Source organism: Petralouisia sp. (assembly GCF_056822245.1).
The window spans coordinates 65,206-84,125 of the sequence record NZ_JBQIOP010000016.1 but is presented as its reverse complement, the minus strand read 5'-3'; the positions used below and the strand labels follow the sequence as shown (position 1 = coordinate 84,125).

At 48.2% G+C, this 18,920-nt stretch carries 13 protein-coding genes and 1 other annotated feature; of the genes, 9 read left to right on the top strand and 4 right to left on the bottom strand.

The genetic code is table 11. The features are described 5' to 3' along the window. Positions 1-245: 245 nt before the first annotated feature. A complete protein-coding gene (locus ACTO17_RS08350; RefSeq protein ID WP_482557605.1) occupies positions 246-2,201 on the top strand; it encodes a leucine-rich repeat domain-containing protein in 1,956 nt (651 codons plus the stop codon). Then, entirely contained in the window at positions 2,180-3,307 is a 1,128-nt protein-coding gene (locus ACTO17_RS08345; RefSeq protein WP_482557604.1) for a fibronectin type III domain-containing protein, read from the top strand. The genes ACTO17_RS08350 and ACTO17_RS08345 overlap by 22 nt, the downstream gene beginning before the upstream one ends. A gap of 87 nt (positions 3,308-3,394) precedes the next feature. Here the strand turns inward: ACTO17_RS08345 and ACTO17_RS08340 are convergent, their stop codons facing one another. Then, on the bottom strand, positions 3,395-4,738 hold the full coding sequence (locus tag ACTO17_RS08340; protein WP_172535844.1) for an MATE family efflux transporter: 1,344 nt from the start codon (positions 4,736-4,738) through the stop codon (positions 3,395-3,397). Positions 4,739-5,147: 409 nt separating this feature from the next. Here ACTO17_RS08340 and ACTO17_RS08335 point away from each other — a divergent pair, with 409 nt between their 5' ends. The 5 genes from ACTO17_RS08335 to ACTO17_RS08315 all read left to right on the top strand — a co-directional run bounded on the left by ACTO17_RS08335 (position 5,148) and on the right by ACTO17_RS08315 (position 12,847). Continuing rightward, a complete protein-coding gene (locus ACTO17_RS08335; protein ID WP_482557603.1) occupies positions 5,148-7,082 on the top strand; it encodes a bacterial Ig-like domain-containing protein in 1,935 nt (644 codons plus the stop codon). 57 nt (positions 7,083-7,139) lie between these two features. Then, positions 7,140-7,392: a binding site (T-box leader), on the top strand. Between the two features lie 167 nt (positions 7,393-7,559). Next, the gene (gene pheS / locus ACTO17_RS08330) at positions 7,560-8,579 is read left to right on the top strand and encodes a phenylalanine--tRNA ligase subunit alpha (protein ID WP_482557602.1); all 1,020 of its coding nucleotides are present in this window, start codon (positions 7,560-7,562) and stop codon (positions 8,577-8,579) included. A 43-nt stretch (positions 8,580-8,622) separates the two neighbouring features. Beyond that, entirely contained in the window at positions 8,623-11,043 is a 2,421-nt protein-coding gene (pheT, locus tag ACTO17_RS08325; RefSeq protein WP_482557601.1) for a phenylalanine--tRNA ligase subunit beta, read from the top strand. A 6-nt stretch (positions 11,044-11,049) separates the two neighbouring features. Beyond that, positions 11,050-12,105, top strand: a complete 1,056-nt coding sequence (queA, locus tag ACTO17_RS08320; RefSeq protein ID WP_172538810.1) for a tRNA preQ1(34) S-adenosylmethionine ribosyltransferase-isomerase QueA — start codon at positions 11,050-11,052, stop codon at positions 12,103-12,105. A gap of 151 nt (positions 12,106-12,256) precedes the next feature. Next, positions 12,257-12,847, top strand: coding sequence for a hypothetical protein (locus tag ACTO17_RS08315; protein WP_482557600.1), 591 nt, complete (start codon positions 12,257-12,259; stop codon positions 12,845-12,847). Between the two features lie 124 nt (positions 12,848-12,971). Here ACTO17_RS08315 and ACTO17_RS08310 read toward each other — a convergent pair whose 3' ends face one another. Then, positions 12,972-14,069, bottom strand: a complete 1,098-nt coding sequence (locus tag ACTO17_RS08310; protein ID WP_482557599.1) for a glycerol dehydrogenase — start codon at positions 14,067-14,069, stop codon at positions 12,972-12,974. A gap of 171 nt (positions 14,070-14,240) precedes the next feature. Between ACTO17_RS08310 and ACTO17_RS08305 the strand changes: the two genes are divergently transcribed. Both ACTO17_RS08305 and ACTO17_RS08300 read left to right on the top strand, forming a co-directional pair. Continuing rightward, entirely contained in the window at positions 14,241-15,563 is a 1,323-nt protein-coding gene (locus ACTO17_RS08305) for a phosphoadenosine phosphosulfate reductase (protein ID WP_482557598.1), read from the top strand. After that, positions 15,553-16,083, top strand: a complete 531-nt coding sequence (locus ACTO17_RS08300; protein WP_172535725.1) for an IbrB-like domain-containing protein — start codon at positions 15,553-15,555, stop codon at positions 16,081-16,083. The genes ACTO17_RS08305 and ACTO17_RS08300 overlap by 11 nt, the downstream gene beginning before the upstream one ends. Before the next feature lie 352 nt (positions 16,084-16,435). On the opposite strand, the gene aroA is transcribed toward ACTO17_RS08300, so the two are convergent. Together aroA and ACTO17_RS08290 are read right to left on the bottom strand one after the other, a co-directional pair. Next, positions 16,436-17,746: a 3-phosphoshikimate 1-carboxyvinyltransferase gene (gene aroA / locus ACTO17_RS08295; protein ID WP_482557597.1), complete on the bottom strand. Its 1,311-nt coding sequence runs from the start codon at positions 17,744-17,746 to the stop codon at positions 16,436-16,438. Positions 17,747-17,777: 31 nt separating this feature from the next. Then, a complete protein-coding gene (locus ACTO17_RS08290) occupies positions 17,778-18,875 on the bottom strand; it encodes a prephenate dehydrogenase/arogenate dehydrogenase family protein (protein ID WP_482557596.1) in 1,098 nt (365 codons plus the stop codon). Positions 18,876-18,920: the final 45 nt, after the last annotated feature.

Below are 18,920 nucleotides of genomic sequence, written 5' to 3'. Positions count from 1 at the left end.
GACAGCCCCTTCATTTTTATTGTTTGATGTGTCCCATCCGTTAATTTCGCTGAAAAAACAGCTATAATTGAAGGCCCGGTTTACAAAATATTTTCTATATTATAAGTTTGGATAGAACAGTAAGCTACGGGAAGTTTCCGAAAAAAGCCCTGCCATAGCGCAGGCTTTTTACTGCAGACAGAGGTTTTGCGTGGCAGCGGCCTGAGTTTCGGAGCATTTCCTGAAACCAGAAAGGAGAATGACATATGGTAAACAAGAAATTGGGGAAACGCTTAATGGCTGTGTTTTTAAGCGCAGCGCTGCTTGTCCCAGCTTCTACGGTATCGGCGGCAGAGCTGCCCGGCGCCGGACAACTGGAAGAACTGTCCGGAGAAAACCAGGCAGCGAATGAAAGGCTTAAGGATATAAGCCAGGAAGAAAGTGCAGCCGGGAACCAGGAGGGCATTAGTGAGGGCGTTTTAAGAAATGCCAACAGCGACAGTACAGAAGAAGGCGGAAACGGCGACGGTACAGAAGAAGGCGGAAACAGCGATGGTACAGAAGAAGGCGGAAACAGCGATGGTACAGAAGAAGGCGGAAACGTCGATGGTACAGAAGAAGGCGGCAGCGGCAACGAAGGGACTGGCACTGAAGCCCAGGACTTTGTTGTAGATGAAAATGGCGTCCTGACGGAATATAAAGGGGCAGGCGGGGAACTTACCATTCCAGCCAAGGTAGGAGAAATTGACGTAACAGGGATAGCGGAAAAGATTTTTGATGAGAAAAAGCAGGAACTGACAAAAGTTACAATTTCGGCAGGGATAACAGAGATTCCCAGAGAGCTTTTTAAGGGCTGCGCCAATCTGAAAGAAGTAGTATTTCCAGAAACATTGACAGGAATAGGGCTCTATTCTTTTGCTGAATGCGGGAAACTGACAGGAGTGGAGTTTCCAGAAGGGCTGAAAACCATAGGAACTCACGCCTTTGTGGATTGTGGCAATCTGGAAGAAGCAGTATTTCCAGAAACATTGACAGAAATAGGATCATATGCTTTTGCCAGATGCAAAAAACTATTAGCGGTGGAATTACCGGGAAAACTGGAAAAGATAGATATGGGTGTTTTTAGTGAATGTGCCAGCTTAAAAAGCATCCAGATTCCGTCCAGCGTAACGAATGTGGCATTTTGGGCTTTTTACAACTGCACCTCTTTAGAGAGCCTTATCTTCCAGAAAGGGGAAACAACAGGGAAAAGGTATTTAGAAGGCGATGCTTTTGAAGGGTGCAGCAGCCTAAAAGAGGTAGAATTGCCGGCAGAGATGGAATTGAAAGCTGGAAATGTATTTAGCAAGTGTACCAGCCTGACAGAATTCAAGGTTGCAGAAGGGTCAGCCTACCTTGTTTTGGAGGGATGCCTGTATCAACGTTGGGATACGGAGCTGATGCTTGTAGCCTGTCCGGCCGGAAAGACAGAGGTAAAGTTTCCGGAAGGAATTACAAATATCGGAGGCGCTTCTTTTGGGGGCTGCACCAATTTAATCAGCGTGGAAATCCCTGGTACAGTGAAAACGGTCAGCAATGGTGCATTTGATAGCTGCACAGGGCTTAAGAAAGTCGTCCTTCCTCCAGATTTAAGCGAGATTTCCAGCTATTTATTCCGTGACACTGCCCTTACAGAGATTAAAATTCCAGAAACGGTAAATAATATCGGAAGTTATGCATTTTATGGATGTAAGGAATTGAAGACAGTCACAATTCCCGGTAAGGCATATTCTGTAGGGGAACATGCCTTTGAAGGCTGTACGGGTTTAGAGAGCGTGTACCTGCAGGAAGGGGTGGAGCATATCTACTCACAAGCCTTCAGGGGCTGCAGCAGCCTTAAGACGTGGGTGATCCCAGAGTCTGTTACTCTCATTGATTATGATGCTATTTGGTCCGAAGATACAGCAAATCTGACCATTTATGGCAAGGAAGGTTCTGAGGCAGAAAATTTCGCAAGGAATAATAATATTAACTTTTCCACTGAACAGCCCCCACAGCCGCCAAGCACGGAAGAACCAGAAGGGGAGATCTATGATATCTCAAACGCGGCATATATTGTAACTCTGGAGGTGGAAGTATATGATTATGACGGAACAGACAAAAGGCCTGTTGTTACCGTAAAAAAGGAGAAGAGGAGCTGCTGCGCGGTACAGATTTTACCGTGGAATATAAAGACAATGTAAACCCCGGAACTGCTAAAGCTATTGTCCGGGGAGCCGACAAATACAGCGGTGAAGTAACCAAGGAATTTACCATCAAGGGAATTGACATTTCCGGCACAGGGTTTACCGTGGCTTTGAGCGAAAGTAAATATACGTACGACGGCAAAGCAAAAGAGCCGGCGGTAACAGTCACAAAGGGGACAGAGAAACTCCGAGGAACAGATTTTACTGTGAAATACGAAAATAATATCAATCCCGGAACCGCTAAGGCCATTGTTACCGGAGCAGGGATTTATACTGGAACGGTAACCAAGAAATTTACCATAGAAGCTTCTAAGGACATCTCCAGCCAGGGATTTACCGTAACTTTAAGCGAAACCGAATATACGTACGACGGCAAAGCAAAAGAGCCTGCGGTAACAGTCACAAAGGGAACAGAGAAGCTCCGAGGAACAGATTTTACTGTGAAATACGAAAATAATATCAATCCTGGGACAGCAAAGGCCATTGTCACCGAGGCAGGGGTTTATACTGGAACGGTAACCAAGGAATTTACCATCAAAGAGGCTAAGAAGAAAAATATTGGCCTTACCTGCAAGAAAACATTTACAAAGAAATACGGGGACAAAGCATTTTCCTTACAGGCGAAAGCTGTAAAGGGCGCAAAAATCACCTACAAAACCTCCGATAAGAAGGTGGCGGACGTAGACAAAAAGGGCAAAGTAACAATCAAGGGCACAGGGATTGCCACAATCACTGTAAAAGCCACCGCTTCCGGCTACAATGATAAAACACTGAAAGTAACGGTAAAAGTCAGTCCCTCCAAGGCTTCTGCCCCTTCCTTAAAAACATTAAGAGGCAGGAAGCTGAAAGTAAGCTGGAAAAAGGACAGCCGCGCCACAGGCTACCAGATTCAGTACTGTACCAGCAAGGCTTTCAAAAAGGGCGTGAAAACCATAACCATCAGCAGGAATAAGACGATCACCAGGACCATCTCGAAATTAACAAAAGGGAAACCGTATTACGTGCGTGTGCGCGCCTATAAGAGTGTGAAGGTGAACAAGAAAACCCAGAAGCTTTACGGGGCATGGAGCAGCGTGAAGCGCAGTGGGAAAATCAGAAAATAGAAGGAGCATTTTAAGGCTGCCGCAAAAGTCAAATGGGGCTGCCGCACTAAGTAATTAGTGCGCAGCCCCTTCGCGGGGTTCAAATATTTATAAATCTCCCCGCCGCCTTCTCTCTCCAGACAAAATCAAATATGCAGCCACGCAGATCCCCGCCGACAGAAGAGAGCCCAAAGGCGCCGCAAGCCCCATGGGAAACAGGTTGTCCGGATATTTCCTGGATGTAATCCAGGAGAGCGGAATGCGCACCAGCACAATGGACAGGGAATTGTGCAGGAAGGAAATACCGGATTTCCCAAGGGCGCAGAAATACCCGGAGAAGCAAAAATGAATGCCCGCAAATACACAGTCCCAGACGTAACTTCTCAGATATTGGCTGCCCAGGCGGATAACGTCGGCATTATCCTCAAACAGACCGATAATCTGCGGAGCCACAAATTGCACAAGAACAGAAGATACCATACCGAATCCAATGGAAATGACAAGGGCGCAGCCCAAAGTTTGTTTTGCCCGGTCATGCTTTTGGGCTCCGATATTCTGTGCGGCAAGGGCAGATACTGCCGACAGCATGGAGGAGGGAATCAGAAACAGAATGCCGATGACTTTTTCCACAATGCCTACTGCGGCGGCGTCATGCAGCCCCCGGCGGTTGGCAATCACAGTAATAACTATAAATGCAATCTGAATAAATCCATCCTGCAGTGCCACCGGCAGGCCAATCTTAAGGATGCTGCCCATAACCGTTCTTTGAGGTCTGAAATCGCTTTTTTTCAGAACCAGTCCCGTTTTTCTTTTCAAAATCACCGTTAACGCCGTTATCACAGAAATTGTCTGTGAGACGGTGGTGCCGAGGGCGGCTCCCATAGCGCCCATGCCCAGCGCTCCGATAAACAGATAGTCCAGAGCGATATTGCAGACACAGGCCACGGCAATGAAATACATGGGCCGTTTGGTGTCTCCCAGACCCCGGAATATGGAGCTGATGATATTGTAAGCGGTGATAAAGGGAATACCGGCAAAGCAAATTCTGAGATAAGAAGCAGTTTCCAGGGCTGCTTCCGGCGGCGCGGACATTGCAGTTACAATGGGGTTTACCAGAAGAAGCAGCAGGACGGTTACGGCAAAGGAGCCGGTGATAAATAAAACGGCTGTGTTTCCCACCAGACGGGAGGCTTTGTTCAGTTCCTTTGCGCCGGCTGCAAGTCCGATGGTAACGGTTGCCCCCATGGCCAGGCCCACAATCATCACCGTCAGCATATGCATGACCTGGCTGCCGATGGACACGGCGGTAATGCTGTCTGTGGCGTTAAACTGCCCGATGATAAATAAATCAGCCATGCCGTATAATGTCTGAAGAAAAAAGGACAGCATATAAGGAAGGGAAAACAGCAGAATGTTTTTCCATACGTTTCCTGAGGTTAAATCTTTATCCATAATCATTGACACGTATGTTTTCTTTTGCAAAAGAAGATGAGATTTTCTTTCTGAAAACCATACGGATTTCTCCCAGGCTATTTTATCACAAAGTTGGAAATTATGGTACTTTTTATGGTATGGTTTTTATCAATCTGTATGGAACGCTGTAAGCGCCTGTTTATGGGGATTTCCGGCGTTTCTTTTTTTCATCCTGTCCAACGAAAAACTGTAAAATCCCGGAAAAACGGTGTCCGTGTTCGGGATGTGCGTCAGAAATTTGACAGAAATAATTATACTGTATTTCCCAAAATGCAGTGGATTTTCAAATACAGAAATGTTATATTATAGAAAAGACAGGAAAGGGTAAATGCCGGCTGACAGGCGTTTGAAACCGAACGTTTGGAGCATGGCCGGCACGGGTGATAACATGAAAAATTTATTCAAAAAGGGGACAAGAGCGGCTGCAATTTTGGTCATGCTTGTCTTTTGGTGTCTGCCGGTACAGGCCAGTGGGCAGAGCGGGTCGGCAGAGCCGGTGCCGGAGGGTTACACTCCCATTCATAACAGTGATGACCTGTATGGAATTCGCAATGATTTGACAGCCAATTATATACTGATGAATGATATTGATCTGTCGGAGGATACGGCGGTAGGCGGAGCCTTAGACAACGGGGGAAAGGGATGGGACCCCATTGATGGATTTTCCGGAATTTTTGATGGAAATGGACACAGGATATCGGGAATGAAAATCCGCAGAGAGATGACCGGAACGGTTGGACTGTTTGGAACAGTTGCCGGCGAGACGGTGATAAAAAATCTTGGGCTGACAGAGATAGAGATAGATGTTTCCATCGACGGCAGAGGCGCCCTTGATGCAGTTGCAGTGGGCGGAATTGTCGGGAATGGATATCCTCCCCAGGGCGGAAAAGTAGCAAAAATAGAACAATGTTATACTTCAGGAACAATTTCTGTGACCTCGACAGAGGGCGTTTATGCAGGCGGGCTTGCCGGGGCGAAGGCCCAGGCAGAGAATTCTTATAATGCCTGCGAGATTAAAATAACGGCAAATCCCAGTCTTGCCGCCCCTGCGCTGATTGGCGGAATTATGGGGCTTAACTCAGGATTATATACACAATGCTGCTACAATGTGGGAAAGGTAACGTTAAACGGGGAACTGGAAGGAACCGATCCCATTGCCGGTTTACAGGACAACCCCATCCGTTATTGTTATGCATTGTCCGGTACGGCGGGAGATAAGAATTCAGGCTGCAAGCTTGGAAATGAAGCGCAGATGAAGAATAAAAGCTTCCTGACCGGATTTGATTTTGAATCTGTCTGGGAAACAGATCCGTACTCTGCATATCAGTATCCCCAGTTAAAGAGCAACCGCCAGGTTCGCATTTCATCCATAGAGATCAAATCCATGCCGGATAAAACAGAGTATGAATTGGGAGAGGACCTGGACTTGACCGGCGGAGAGCTTGAGGTTGTCTATGAGGACGGTGCCGCAGTCTCTATTCCTATGTCAGAAGCTGCAGTCAGCGGATATGACAAGAACCGTGTTGGACAGCAGGAGATTTCCGTTGCCTGGGGCAGTGCAGATACGTCTCTTTCAGTAACGGTGAAGGACGATTCACCGTCAGACGATAAGGACAATGACAACAATGACAGCAACGGGAATGACAACAACGAGAATGGTGACAATGGGAATGATGGAACAGAGGCCAAAATCCGCGCCATTACATCCGTAAAGGGAAGCATTCTGTCCGTAAAAAGCGTCAATGGCTCCGGCATTCAGGTGAAAGTCAAAAAGAACGGCAAAGCCCAGGGCTACCAGGTGGAATGCTCCTTAAAAAGCAATTTTAAAAACGCAAAAAAAGTCAGCGCAAAGGGAACCACACTTAACATCAAAAAATTAAAAAATAATAAAAAATACTATGTCCGTGCAAGAATTTACGGAAAAGTAAAGGGAAAAACCTATTACGGCGCATGGAGCGCCAAAAAGACAGTAAAGGTCAAAGACAGCATTATTTTTTACAGTGCAAACCATACGAAATATGCCTATACCGGAGGCCCGGCAGTTTCCAAAATCGCCTTGAAAAAGAACAAGGTAATTGTCACAGGCTCCCTTCGTTCCGCGCCGAAGGAGAGCCAGTTATACGGCAAAAAGGCAAAATACTGCCCCAGGAAAACGAGGACTTTCCCACTGGATAAAAAATTCAAATTCTACGGCTCTGCGGAGCATGGCCGATACAGAATTTCCAGTAAGGAGGGAAAGGCGCTGTGCAGAAATGCCAACGGCCTGGAAGTTATTTTTAAACTGAAAAACGGCAAAGTGGTATCCATCAGCTTTGTCAGCTGATATTTTTTGAAAAAACTTCTTGCAGTTTTTGAAAGCCCGTGTTAGAATGGTTTCCAGTGAAAAGCGATGAAGGTGTCCAGTAGAGAACTGCACTGCTTAAAGAGAGAGAGGGCCGCCGGCTGTAAGCCCTCTTAAGAAAAGGCAGCAATCGAATTTCCCGCCGGAGCTGTACGTCTGAACCGGGAGTGTTCCCCAGTAGGACGTGACGTTTCCTGCACGTTACGCAGAAGGAGTGCTTGAGAAGGATTGTTTGTCAGAAACAGGAATTCTTGAGAAACAGGGTGGTACCACGGAACTTTTCGTCCCTATGCTTAGGCATAGGGGCTTTTTTGTCTTATGAGAAAATTCTGTAAGATATTACTCCGGCGGTTAAATATCACAGCATTTTATTTGTTCAGCGTAATCTACTGCGATATTTAACCGCCGGAGTAATAAAGACAATTACCGCATTGCAGCGGCAATGAAAGGAGAATGAGAATGAAAGAAAAACTGGAGCAGATTAGGGAAAAAGCAGTCCGTGAAATCCAGAATTCTGATGGACTGGCGAAATTAAATGAGGTAAGAGTTGCGTTTCTGGGCAAAAAAGGAGAACTGACAGCCGTATTGAAGGGCATGAAGGATGTTCTTCCCGAAGAACGCCCTGTTGTGGGACAGTTGGTGAATGACACCAGAGAAAGCATTGAACGGCTGATTGAGGAGACAAAGGCCAAATTAGAGGCGGCGGAACGGGAACTGAGGCTGCAGCAGGAAGTGATTGATGTGACGCTTCCGGCAAAGAAGAACCGTGTGGGCCACCGCCATCCCAACACCATTGCGCTGGAGGAAGTGGAGCGGATTTTCGTGGGCATGGGCTATGAAGTTGTGGAAGGCCCGGAAGTGGAATACGATTACTACAACTTCGAAGCGCTGAATATTCCGGCAAACCATCCGGCCAAAGATGAGCAGGACACTTTTTATATCAATGACAAGATTCTGCTGCGCACCCAGACCTCGCCGGTGCAGGTGCGTGAGATGGAAAAAGGGAAGCTGCCCATCCGCATGATTGCGCCGGGCCGTGTGTTCCGTTCCGACGAGGTAGACGCGACCCATTCCCCCTCCTTTCATCAGGTGGAAGGACTGGTGGTGGATAAGCATATCACCTTTGCCGATTTAAAAGGAACTCTGGCGGAATTTGCCAGACAGTTATTCGGAGCGGAAACAAAAGTGAAATTCCGGCCCCATCATTTCCCCTTTACAGAACCCAGTGCGGAAGTGGACGTCACCTGTTTTAAATGCGGCGGAAAAGGCTGCCGGTTCTGCAAAGGCTCCGGTTGGATTGAGATTTTAGGCTGCGGAATGGTGCATCCCAGAGTGCTGAAAATGAGCGGGATTGATCCGGAGGAGTATTCCGGTTTTGCATTTGGAATGGGTCTGGAGCGTATTGCGCTGCTGAAATATGAAATTGACGACATGCGCCTGCTTTATGAAAATGACGACCGTTTTTTAAAACAGTTTTAGAGGGAACTCTTTATAGATTAAAAACAGAAAGGAATCAATCGTTATGAATACATCATTATCATGGGTGAAAGCATATGTGCCGGAGCTGGACGTGACGGCCCAGGAATACATGGACGCAATGACCCTTTCCGGTTCCAAGGTGGAAGGGTATGAGAAGCTGGACGCAGATCTGGAGAAAATTATCATCGGCCAGATTAAGAAAATCGAGAAGCATCCCGATGCAGATAAACTGGTTGTCTGCCAGGTGGATGTGGGAACCGGGGAAGAGATTCAGATTGTCACCGGCGCCCCCAATGTAAAGGAAGGCCAGAAGGTTCCGGTGGTCTTAGACGGCGGCCGGGTGGCAGGAGGCCATGACGGAAAGAAAACGCCCGGCGGAATTAAAATCAAAAAGGGAAAATTAAGGGGCGTGCCCTCAAACGGCATGATGTGCTCCATTGAAGAACTGGGCTCCAACCGGGATATGTACCCGGAAGCGCCGGAATCGGGCATCTACATTTTTGAAGAGGATGCAGTGGTAGGAGAAAGCGCAGTGAAGGCCCTGGGATTGGAGGATGTGGTATTTGAATACGAAATCACCTCCAACCGGGTGGACTGCTTCGGCGTACTGGGACTGGCAAGAGAGGCGGCGGCTACTTTTCGGAAGGAATTCAAGCCTCCGGTGGTAACGGAGACAGGAAATGACGAGGATGTGAATGATTACATCAAAGTTACGGTAAACGATACGGAGCTCTGTCCCAGATATTGCGCCAGAGTGGTGAAAAATATTAAAATCGCTCCCTCGCCCAAGTGGATGCAGCGGCGGCTTGCCTCCCAGGGAATCCGGCCCATCAACAACATTGTGGACATTACCAACTATGTGATGGAGGAATACGGTCAGCCCATGCATGCTTATGATTTAGATACCATTGCAGGACATGAGATCATCGTAAGGCGCGCCGCAAAAGACGAAAAATTTGTAACCCTGGACGGCCAGGAGCGGATCATGGATGATTCTGTCCTGATGATTTGCGATGGAGAGAAGGCCGTGGGCATTGCCGGAATCATGGGCGGGGAAAATTCCATGATTACAGACCAGGTGCAGACCATGCTGTTTGAAGCCGCATGCTTTGACGGCACCAATATCCGCCTGTCCAGTAAAAAGGTAGGGCTTCGGACTGACGCTTCCGGCAAGTTTGAAAAAGGCCTGGACCCCAACAATGCCATAGACGCCATCAACCGGGCCTGTCAGTTAATTGAAGAACTGGGAGCAGGAGAAGTGGTAGGCGGCGTTGTGGATGTGTACGGCAAAGTCAGGGAGGGAAGAAGAATTCCCTTTGATCCGGAGAAAATCAACCGTCTGTTGGGAACAGACATTGACAAAGAAACCATGCTGGGGTATTTCCGGAAAATCGATCTGGAATACGATGCTGCCGGCGAAGAGGTACTTGCGCCGTCCTGGAGACAGGATTTGGAATGCCTGGCAGATCTGGCAGAGGAAGTGGCAAGATTCTATGGATATGACAATATTCCTACCACACTGCCCACCGGAGAAGCAACCACCGGAAAACTGTCCTTTAAGCTCAGGGTGGAAGAAGTGGCAAGAAATATTGCAGAATACTGCGGGTTCAGCCAGGGAATGACCTATTCCTTTGAGAGTCCCAAGGTGTTTGACAAGCTGCTGCTTCCAAAGGACAGTCAGCTGCGCAATACCGTGGTGATTTCCAACCCTCTGGGCGAGGATTTCAGCATTATGCGGACGATTTCCCTGAACGGAATGCTCACCTCTCTGTCTACCAATTATAACCGCAGAAACCGGAATGTGCGCCTGTATGAACTGGGAAATATCTATCTGCCCAAACAGACGCCGGTGACGGAGCTGCCGGAGGAGCGGATGCAGTTTACCCTGGGGATGTACGGAGAAGGGGATTTCTATACCATGAAAGGCGTTATTGAGGAATTTTTGGACAAAGCAGGGCTGTCCGGAAAAGAAACCTATGATCCCAACGCCGAAAAACCCTTCCTTCACCCGGGCAGACAGGCAAATGTGTTCTATGACGGCCAGAACATCGGATATCTGGGAGAAGTGCATCCCCAGGTAACAGACAATTATTCCATCAAAGACCGTGTGTATGTGGCTGTGATTGATATGCCGAAGGTGGTGGAACTGGCAAGTTTTGAACGGAAATACGAAGGAATTGCAAAATTCCCGGCGGTTACCCGTGACATCAGTATGGTGATGAAGAAAAATATCCTGGTGGGAGAAGTGGAGAAGGTATTCGAATCCAAAGGCGGACAATATCTGGAAAGCTATGAACTGTTCGACCTCTATGAAGGGGCGCAGATTACGGCAGGATATAAGTCCGTGGCGTATTCCCTGACTTTCCGGGCCAAAGACAAGACGCTGGAGGAAGCGGACTATGCGCCTGCCATGGATAAAATACTGAAAGCATTAGAAGCCATGGGAATTGAATTGAGGAAATAAAAAGATATGGAAGTAAAAGACTTTTACTATGAATTGCCCAAAGAGCTAATCGCCCAGGAGCCGCTTAAGGATCGCTCCGGCTCCCGCCTTCTGGTGCTTCATAAGGAGACGGGGGAACTGGAACACAGAAGCTTTCGGGATATTGCAGAATATCTGAATCCCGGGGACTGTCTGGTGCTGAATAATACCAGGGTAATTCCTGCAAGGCTGTTGGGGGAACGGGAAGGCACCGGAGGAAAGGTTGAAATCCTGCTGCTGAAGCGAAAAGAAAATGATATCTGGGAAACCCTGGTGAAGCCGGGAAAAAAAGCCAGGCCGGGAGACAGAATTCTCTTTGGCGGCGGTCTTTTGACCGGGGAAATTCTGGAAATTGCAGAAGAAGGCAACCGGCTGGTTCAGTTTACTTATCAGGGGATTTTTGAAGAGGTGCTGGATCAGCTGGGGCAGATGCCTCTGCCTCCTTATATTACCCATAAGCTTCAGGATAAAAACCGGTATCAGACGGTGTATGCCAGATATGACGGTTCCGCGGCGGCCCCTACCGCCGGACTGCATTTTACGCCGGAGCTGTTGGAGAAAATCCGGCAGAAAGGCGTTTCTGTGGCAGAAGTGACCCTTCATGTGGGTCTGGGAACCTTTCGCCCGGTGAAAGCGGAACAGGTAGAAGCGCATCATATGCACTCGGAATTTTATCAGATTGACGAAAAAGCAGCCGGATTGATCCATGAAACCAGGCAAAGGGGCGGCCGGATCATCTGTGTGGGCACCACAAGCTGCCGTACCATTGAGTCTGCGGCCCAGCGCTTGCGGAAGGAAAATTCCATGGCGGGGGAAGGGGAGATTCTTCAGGCGGGAAGCGGTTGGACGGATATTTTTATTTATCCCGGTTATCAGTTCCAGGTATTGGATGGGCTGATCACCAATTTCCACCTGCCGGAATCCACACTGGTGATGCTGGTGTCTGCCCTTGCCGGAAGAGAGCGGGTGATGCATGCCTATGAAACGGCGGTGGAAGAACGGTACCGTTTTTTCAGCTTTGGGGATGCGATGCTGATTATCTGAAAGCAAACCGTGATGTGTTTTGCCCCTGTATAAAAATTTCCTATGAAATAATAAAAAGAATGGCGCTGCCAGGAAACAAAATTTCCCGGCAGCGCCGTTTTCAGTTTACTTAAACCTCAGTATGAATCCGTCCTTTAATGTGAACTTTATTGTGGGCTGCACAGTAATTCTTGCAGTTTTTAATGTTTTTGTGAATTACCTTGTGGTAAGAGCAGTAATTCTTGCAGCTCTTGATGTTCTTGTGAATTACCTTGTGCGTGGGGCAGTAATTCTTGCAGCTCTTAATGCTCTTGTGAATGGTCTTGTGTTTCGGACAATAATTCTTGCAGCTTTTGAGGCTGGTGTGAATGGTTTTGTGCACAGAGCAGTAATTCTTGCAGCTTTTAATATTTGCATGAATCGTGTGATGGTAACCGCAGTAATTCTTGCAGTCTGCCGGATTCTGATGGGTAGAATGGTGATACGGACAATAATTGGAGCAGTCCGACGCATTCTGATGAATGGAGTTGTGGTAACCGCAGTAATTCTGACAGCTTTGCGGATTCTGGTGGTTGTAGTGGTGGTAAGGGCAGTAAGTTCCAGAGTTGGAATATCCTCCGCCGCCGTGATGTCCGCCGCCATGGTGCCCATGAGCCATGACAGGCGTTACAGAGCTTCCGATACATACAAAAGCAACCAGGACTGCCGCCGCAGTTTTTTTCCAGTTCTTAAAAAATCCCATTTGCATTTCCTCCCAAAATAAAACATACTACGTAGTGTCTCTACCTATAATACGGTACGGATTTCAGAATCCTTGCAGGAAAATAGAAATTATTGTAAATAATTTCTATTTTCCTGCATGTTTCTTTGCGGAAACGCAGAACCCGCTATTCTCCAAGATAATAACGTCCGTAGGCGTCTGCCGCTTTGATGGCGGAGCTTACAGTTTCCGGAGTTACTGCAAAGGGCATGTTATGTAAGGTGTCGGTTTCTGCGCATGCTGCAGCAGCCACCGCCATAATCTTTTCGTCAGTCACTTCTTCTACGCCCAGTTCTTTTAATGTGACAGGCAGGCCCAGTTCGATGCACCATGTAATGATATCTTCCAGTTCATCGGCAGGAGCATTTTCCAGTACAAGCTGGGTAATGGTTCCGAAGGCCACTTTTTCCCCATGATACATGGAATGGCATTCTTCCAATACCGTCAGGCCGTTGTGGATGGCGTGGGCGCCGGCCAGGCCGCCGCTTTCAAAGCCGATGCCGCTTAAAAGGGTGTTGGCTTCGATTATTTTTTCCGCCGCGGGAGTGCATGCGCCTGCTTCCAGCGCCAGTTTTGCCTTCACGCCTTCCTCCATCAGGGTGTGGAAGCACAGTTCTGCCAGAGCCATTGCCGCAGAAGTTGCAAGTCCTCCGGCGCAAGTGGCAGCCCCGCTGTTTTTGCAGGCTCTTGCTTCGAAATAAGTGGCAAGCGCGTCGCCCATGCCGGATACAGTCAGACGGACGGGGGATTTGGCAATGATTTCCGTGTCCATCAGAACCAGATTCGGGTTGGCGGGAAGGAACAGATACTCTTCAAAGACGCCTTCGTCTGTGTAGATAACGGACAATGCGCTGCAGGGAGCGTCTGTGGAAGCAATGGTGGGGCAGATCAGCACAGGAACAGATTTGTGGAAAGCAACCGCCTTGGCGGTGTCTAAAATCTTGCCTCCGCCGATGCCGATAATCATGTCGCAGCCCTTGTCCCTGGCAATGTTCAGCAGCCGGTCGATCTCTGTTTTGCTGCATTCCCCGTTGAAATAGTCAAATTCCGCAGCAGCTTCTTTGCCCAAAAAGCTGCCTTCTACAATTGCTCCGATTCTCTGAAAGCCTGACGCTGTGATCAGAATCAGGGCTTTTTTGCCGTATTTTTCAGCATATTCCCCCAGTTTCTTCAGTTCCCCCGGGCCCTGAACATATTTGCCCGGGCTGATTAAAATGTTAGCCATGTAAAAATACCTCCTTCTGTGTGGTGCGCTTAGTAAAGCTGTATATTTATTGTATGCCTTGCAGGAGCGCCTGTCAACAGAACCGGGAAAAAGGTTGCAAAAATATTTTGTTCGAAGTATGATAGTAGGGAAACTGGAAAATTCTGGAAAAACAAGGATGTGTGTGACAGCATGAGAGTACGGGAATATCAGAGAGAAAATGTTTATGAGGCGCTTCAGAAGAGATTTCATTTTTTATTTGAGGAATTTGAAAATATTTATGTATCTTTCAGCGGAGGGAAGGACAGCGGGGTTTTGCTGAACCTGCTGCTGGATTTTAAGCGGAAGTATTATCCTTATCGGAATGTGGGGCTGTTCCATCAGGATTTTGAAGCTCAGTATACAATGACCACCGAGTATGTGGAACGGACGTTCCAGCGCCTGGAGCGGGAACTGGAGCCTTTCTGGGTCTGTCTGCCCATGGCCACCCGCACGGCGGTGAGCAGCTATGAGATGTACTGGTATCCCTGGGATGACACGAAAAAGGATATCTGGGTGCGGCCCATGCCCGGCCACCCCTATGTGATTAATATGGAAAATCCCTTTCATCACTACCATTACCGGATGCCCCAGGAAAATCTGGCCAAACAGTTCGGGCGTTTTTATAAGGAGCGGCATGGGAAAAAAAGCACCGTCTGCCTTCTGGGAATTCGGGCGGAGGAGTCCATGCAGCGCTACAGCGGATTTTTAAACCGGAAATACGGCTATAAGGGAGAATGCTGGATTTCCAAACAGTTTAAAGATGTCTGGTGCGCTTCGCCCCTGTATGACTGGACCAACAGCGATGTGTGGGCCGCGAATTTCCAATTTGGGTACGACTATAATAAACTGTATGACTTGTATTATATGGCAGGGTTAAAGCCAAGCCAGATGCGGGTGGCATCGCCTTTTAACGATTACGCCAAAGACAGCCTGAATCTGTACCGGGTGATTGATCCGGAAATCTGGGCCAGACTGGTGGGAAGAGTGCGGGGCGCCAATTTCGCCTCAGTGTATGCAAGGTCAAAGGCTATGGCATACCGGAATATCAAGCTGCCGGAGGGCCACACCTGGGAATCCTACACCAAGTTTTTACTGGACACGCTGCCGGTGAGGATACGGAATAATTATGTGAAAAAATTCCGGACGTCCATGAAGTTCTGGCATCAGACCGGCGGAGGGCTTTCTGAGGAAACCATTCAGGAGCTTTTGGATCACGGCTATCAGATTCAGAGAAACGGAATTTCCAATTATACTGTGAATAAAAGCTCCAGAATTATTTTTACCGGAAAAATACCGGATGACACCGACGATATTAAAACTACCAAAGATATCCCAAGCTGGAAGCGAATGTGCTATTGTATTTTGAAAAATGATCATATTTGCAGATACATGGGATTTGGCCTGTCTGCCAGGGAAAAAGAGCAGATCAACGCCATCAAGAAGAAATACGGAGGATTTGCCAATGAGCAGTAAAATATACCAGAGCCCGGCTTACAAAGTAATGCCGATTCCCATCGAAAAGATTGTCCCCAATGATTACAATCCCAATGCGGTGGCTCCGCCGGAAATGCGGCTGTTGTATGACAGCATCAAGGAGGACGGCTATACCATGCCCATTGTCTGTTATTACTCCAAAGAAAAGGATGTATATGTGATTGTGGACGGATTTCACCGTTACCGGGTGATGAAGGAGCATAAGGACATCTATGAAAGGGAGCACGGGATGCTTCCGGTGACTGTCATTGAGAAATCCCTGTCCAACCGGATGGCGAGCACCATTCGGCATAACCGGGCCAGAGGAAGCCATGATGTGGATCTGATGAGCAATATTGTGAAAGAGCTTCATGAAATCGGAAGATCTGACGCCTGGATTGCCAAGCACATGGGAATGAGCAAAGATGAGATCCTGCGGTTAAAGCAGATCACCGGACTTGCGGCCCTGTTTCGGGACGTGAAGTTCGGGCAGGCGTGGAAGCCGATAGAGGAGGAATAAGAGTTGGGCCTGTGTGTCGGAGCGCCGGGCTGAATACGCGTTGGTTAGTAAAAATAACAAATTGGGGCTGCCGCATTAAGAAGTAAATATACAAGATATAGTATTTACTTCTTAATGCGGCAGCCCCGCTCTGCACATGTCCGAAAATATTCCAAAGCATAATAATATTTTAGAATTCCAGATCAGAATAATCAATGCCGAAACTTGCTAATTTTACTTTTGCTGCTTCCTGTTGTTCTTCCAATAACATATTATCACCTGCTTTCTGTTCGCTGCGGTTTCTTATGTGTTTGTATGTGTATTATGTCAGAGATATTACCCTGGTATAAAGTATGAAAAACGCAAACATGCGCTAAGCCAGCAATTTATTAATATCTTCGTAGAAAGAAGGATAAGAAACCGCCACGCACTGTTCCTCATCGAAGCTGGTGACTCCGTCCGCATTCAGCCCTGCAACTGCAAAAGCCATGGCAATCCGGTGATCTCCGTAGGTATGAATCCGTGCGCCGTGGATTGCCCTGCCGCCGCGGATGATCATTCCGTCCCAGGCTGGAAGGGCGTCAGCTCCCATAGCCGTTAAATTCTCTGTGACAGAAGCAATCCGGTCAGATTCCTTTACCTTTAACTCCTGGGCGTCTTTGATGACAGTCTCGCCTTCTGCAAAAGCCGCCATAACTGCAATCACAGGAAGCTCGTCAATCAGTGTGGGGATAAGCTCTCCCTCAACCACAGTGCCGTGAAGACTGCTGGATTTTACCAGAATATCTGCAACAGGCTCTCCGGAAACAGTGCGCTCATTCAAAAGGGTCAGGTTTCCGCCCATGGCGAGAGCAGCTCTTAAGATGCCGTTTCGGGTAGGATTCACCCCTACATTTTGAATCAGAAATTCAGAATTGGGGCTGATCAGTCCCAGTGCGATAAAATAAGCGGCGGAAGAGATGTCCCCGGGTACGCAGATGGATTGTCCCTCTAAGACAGGCTCCGGCCACACGGCAGCGGTAGTTTCTGTTGAAACAATGTTTGCCCCGAAGCCGGCAAGCATCAGTTCCGTGTGGTTTCGGGACAGAACAGGCTCCGTTACCCTGGTAATGCCGTCTGCGTAAAGCCCTGCCAGAAGAATGGAGGATTTTACCTGGGCGGAGGCAATGGGGGACTGGTAATGGATATGCCTTAAACTGCCGCCCTGAATGGTGAAAGGCGCGCAGTCGGAACTGGATTTGGCCGGATGCTCCGGAAAATGCATGGCGTCCCAGCACTGAAATCTTGCGCCCATTTCAGACAGAGGCTTGAAAATCCGCTTCATGGGACGTTTCCGGATGGAGGCGTCTCCATTTAAAGTGCTTTGAAAAGACTGGCCGGCAAGGATACCGGAAATCAGCCGCAGGGTAGTACCGCTGTTGCCCACATCCAATACCTGTTCAGAGCCTTTCAGGCCGTGGAGCCCTTTTCCGTGAACCAGAACCCGGGAGCCGTCATTTTCAATCTCAATGCCGAGCTGCCGGAAACAGGCAATGGTGGAAAGGCAGTCCGCCCCCTGGAGAAAATTCGTAACTTCTGTCAGCCCGTTGGAAATGGCGCCGAACATAATGCCCCGGTGGGAAATGGATTTATCGCCGGGAACGGTAAGTTCCCCATGAAATGAATGTTTTCTTGTAAGTTCCATGAATCATCAGTTCCTTTCGTTTTCACAATATCTATCTTTCATATAAGGTATAGTGATATTTTCTCAGCAGCACAAGGGCTTTGTCCAGAGCGTCCTGATCATAGAATTCTATGTGGAGAACGCCTTCCTGGAATTCCCGGTTGTGGATAATTCCGATATTTTTAATGCTGATCTGACTGGTGCCCAGGATTGTGGCAAGGGCCGCAATTCCGCCCGCTTCATCCACCATATCGCAGTAAAGCTCGTAGATTTTTGGCAGGGAACCGGAGCTTGTAAGCGGAAGGGAATCCCGGTAATCCTTGGCAGTCTGGAAAAAATCAAACAGACTGTCCCCCTCAGAGGAGGCAACGGCGTCTCTGGTTTCTTCCAGGGAGGCCGTAAATGCATCCAGGAGCTTTAAAATCTGCTGTTGGTTGGTGAGGCAGATCTGCTGCCACATCACAGGGGAGGAGGAAGCAATTCTTGTAATATCCTTAAAGCCGCCGGCGGCTACCTGTTTCATAATTTCTTTGTCATTGTCTAAATTTTTTACCAGATTCACCAGACTGGAAGCCAGAATATGGGGCAGATGGCTGACTGCCGCCGTGATGAAATCATGCTCCTGGTAATCCAGTACAATGGGAAGCGCGCCCAGGGAGCGGATAAAGTCCCGGAATTCCTGCACAGACGCCGGAGCCGCTTTGGGACTGGGCGTTATAATATAGTATACATTTTCCAACAGATAAGCGGTGGCATGGGAATAGCCGCTTTTCTCAGAACCGGCCATCGGATGCCCTCCAATAAAATAAGGGGCGAAAGAGGTGCGGGCGATTTCCTGATGGATGGCGGATTTCACGCTGCCCACATCGGTGATGGTGCAGTTTTCCCCGGCGAACGCAGATAATTTTTCCAGAAAATCCGTATTTTTCTGCACCGGGGCGCAGAGGAAAATATAACGGCAGCCGGCAAAGGATTCGGTCAAACCCTCACAGGCTTCGTCAATGACTCCCTCTTCCAGAGCCAGGGCCAGAGAATCTTGATCCAAATCATATGCAATTAATGTAAGCTCCGGATAAATCCGGTGAATGGTTTTGGCGATGGAGCCGCCAATTAGACCCAGGCCGATAAAACCGATTTTTTCAGGCTTCATATGTAGAAATTCCTTTCCTGTAAAACTGTAATCAATTCCTGCCCG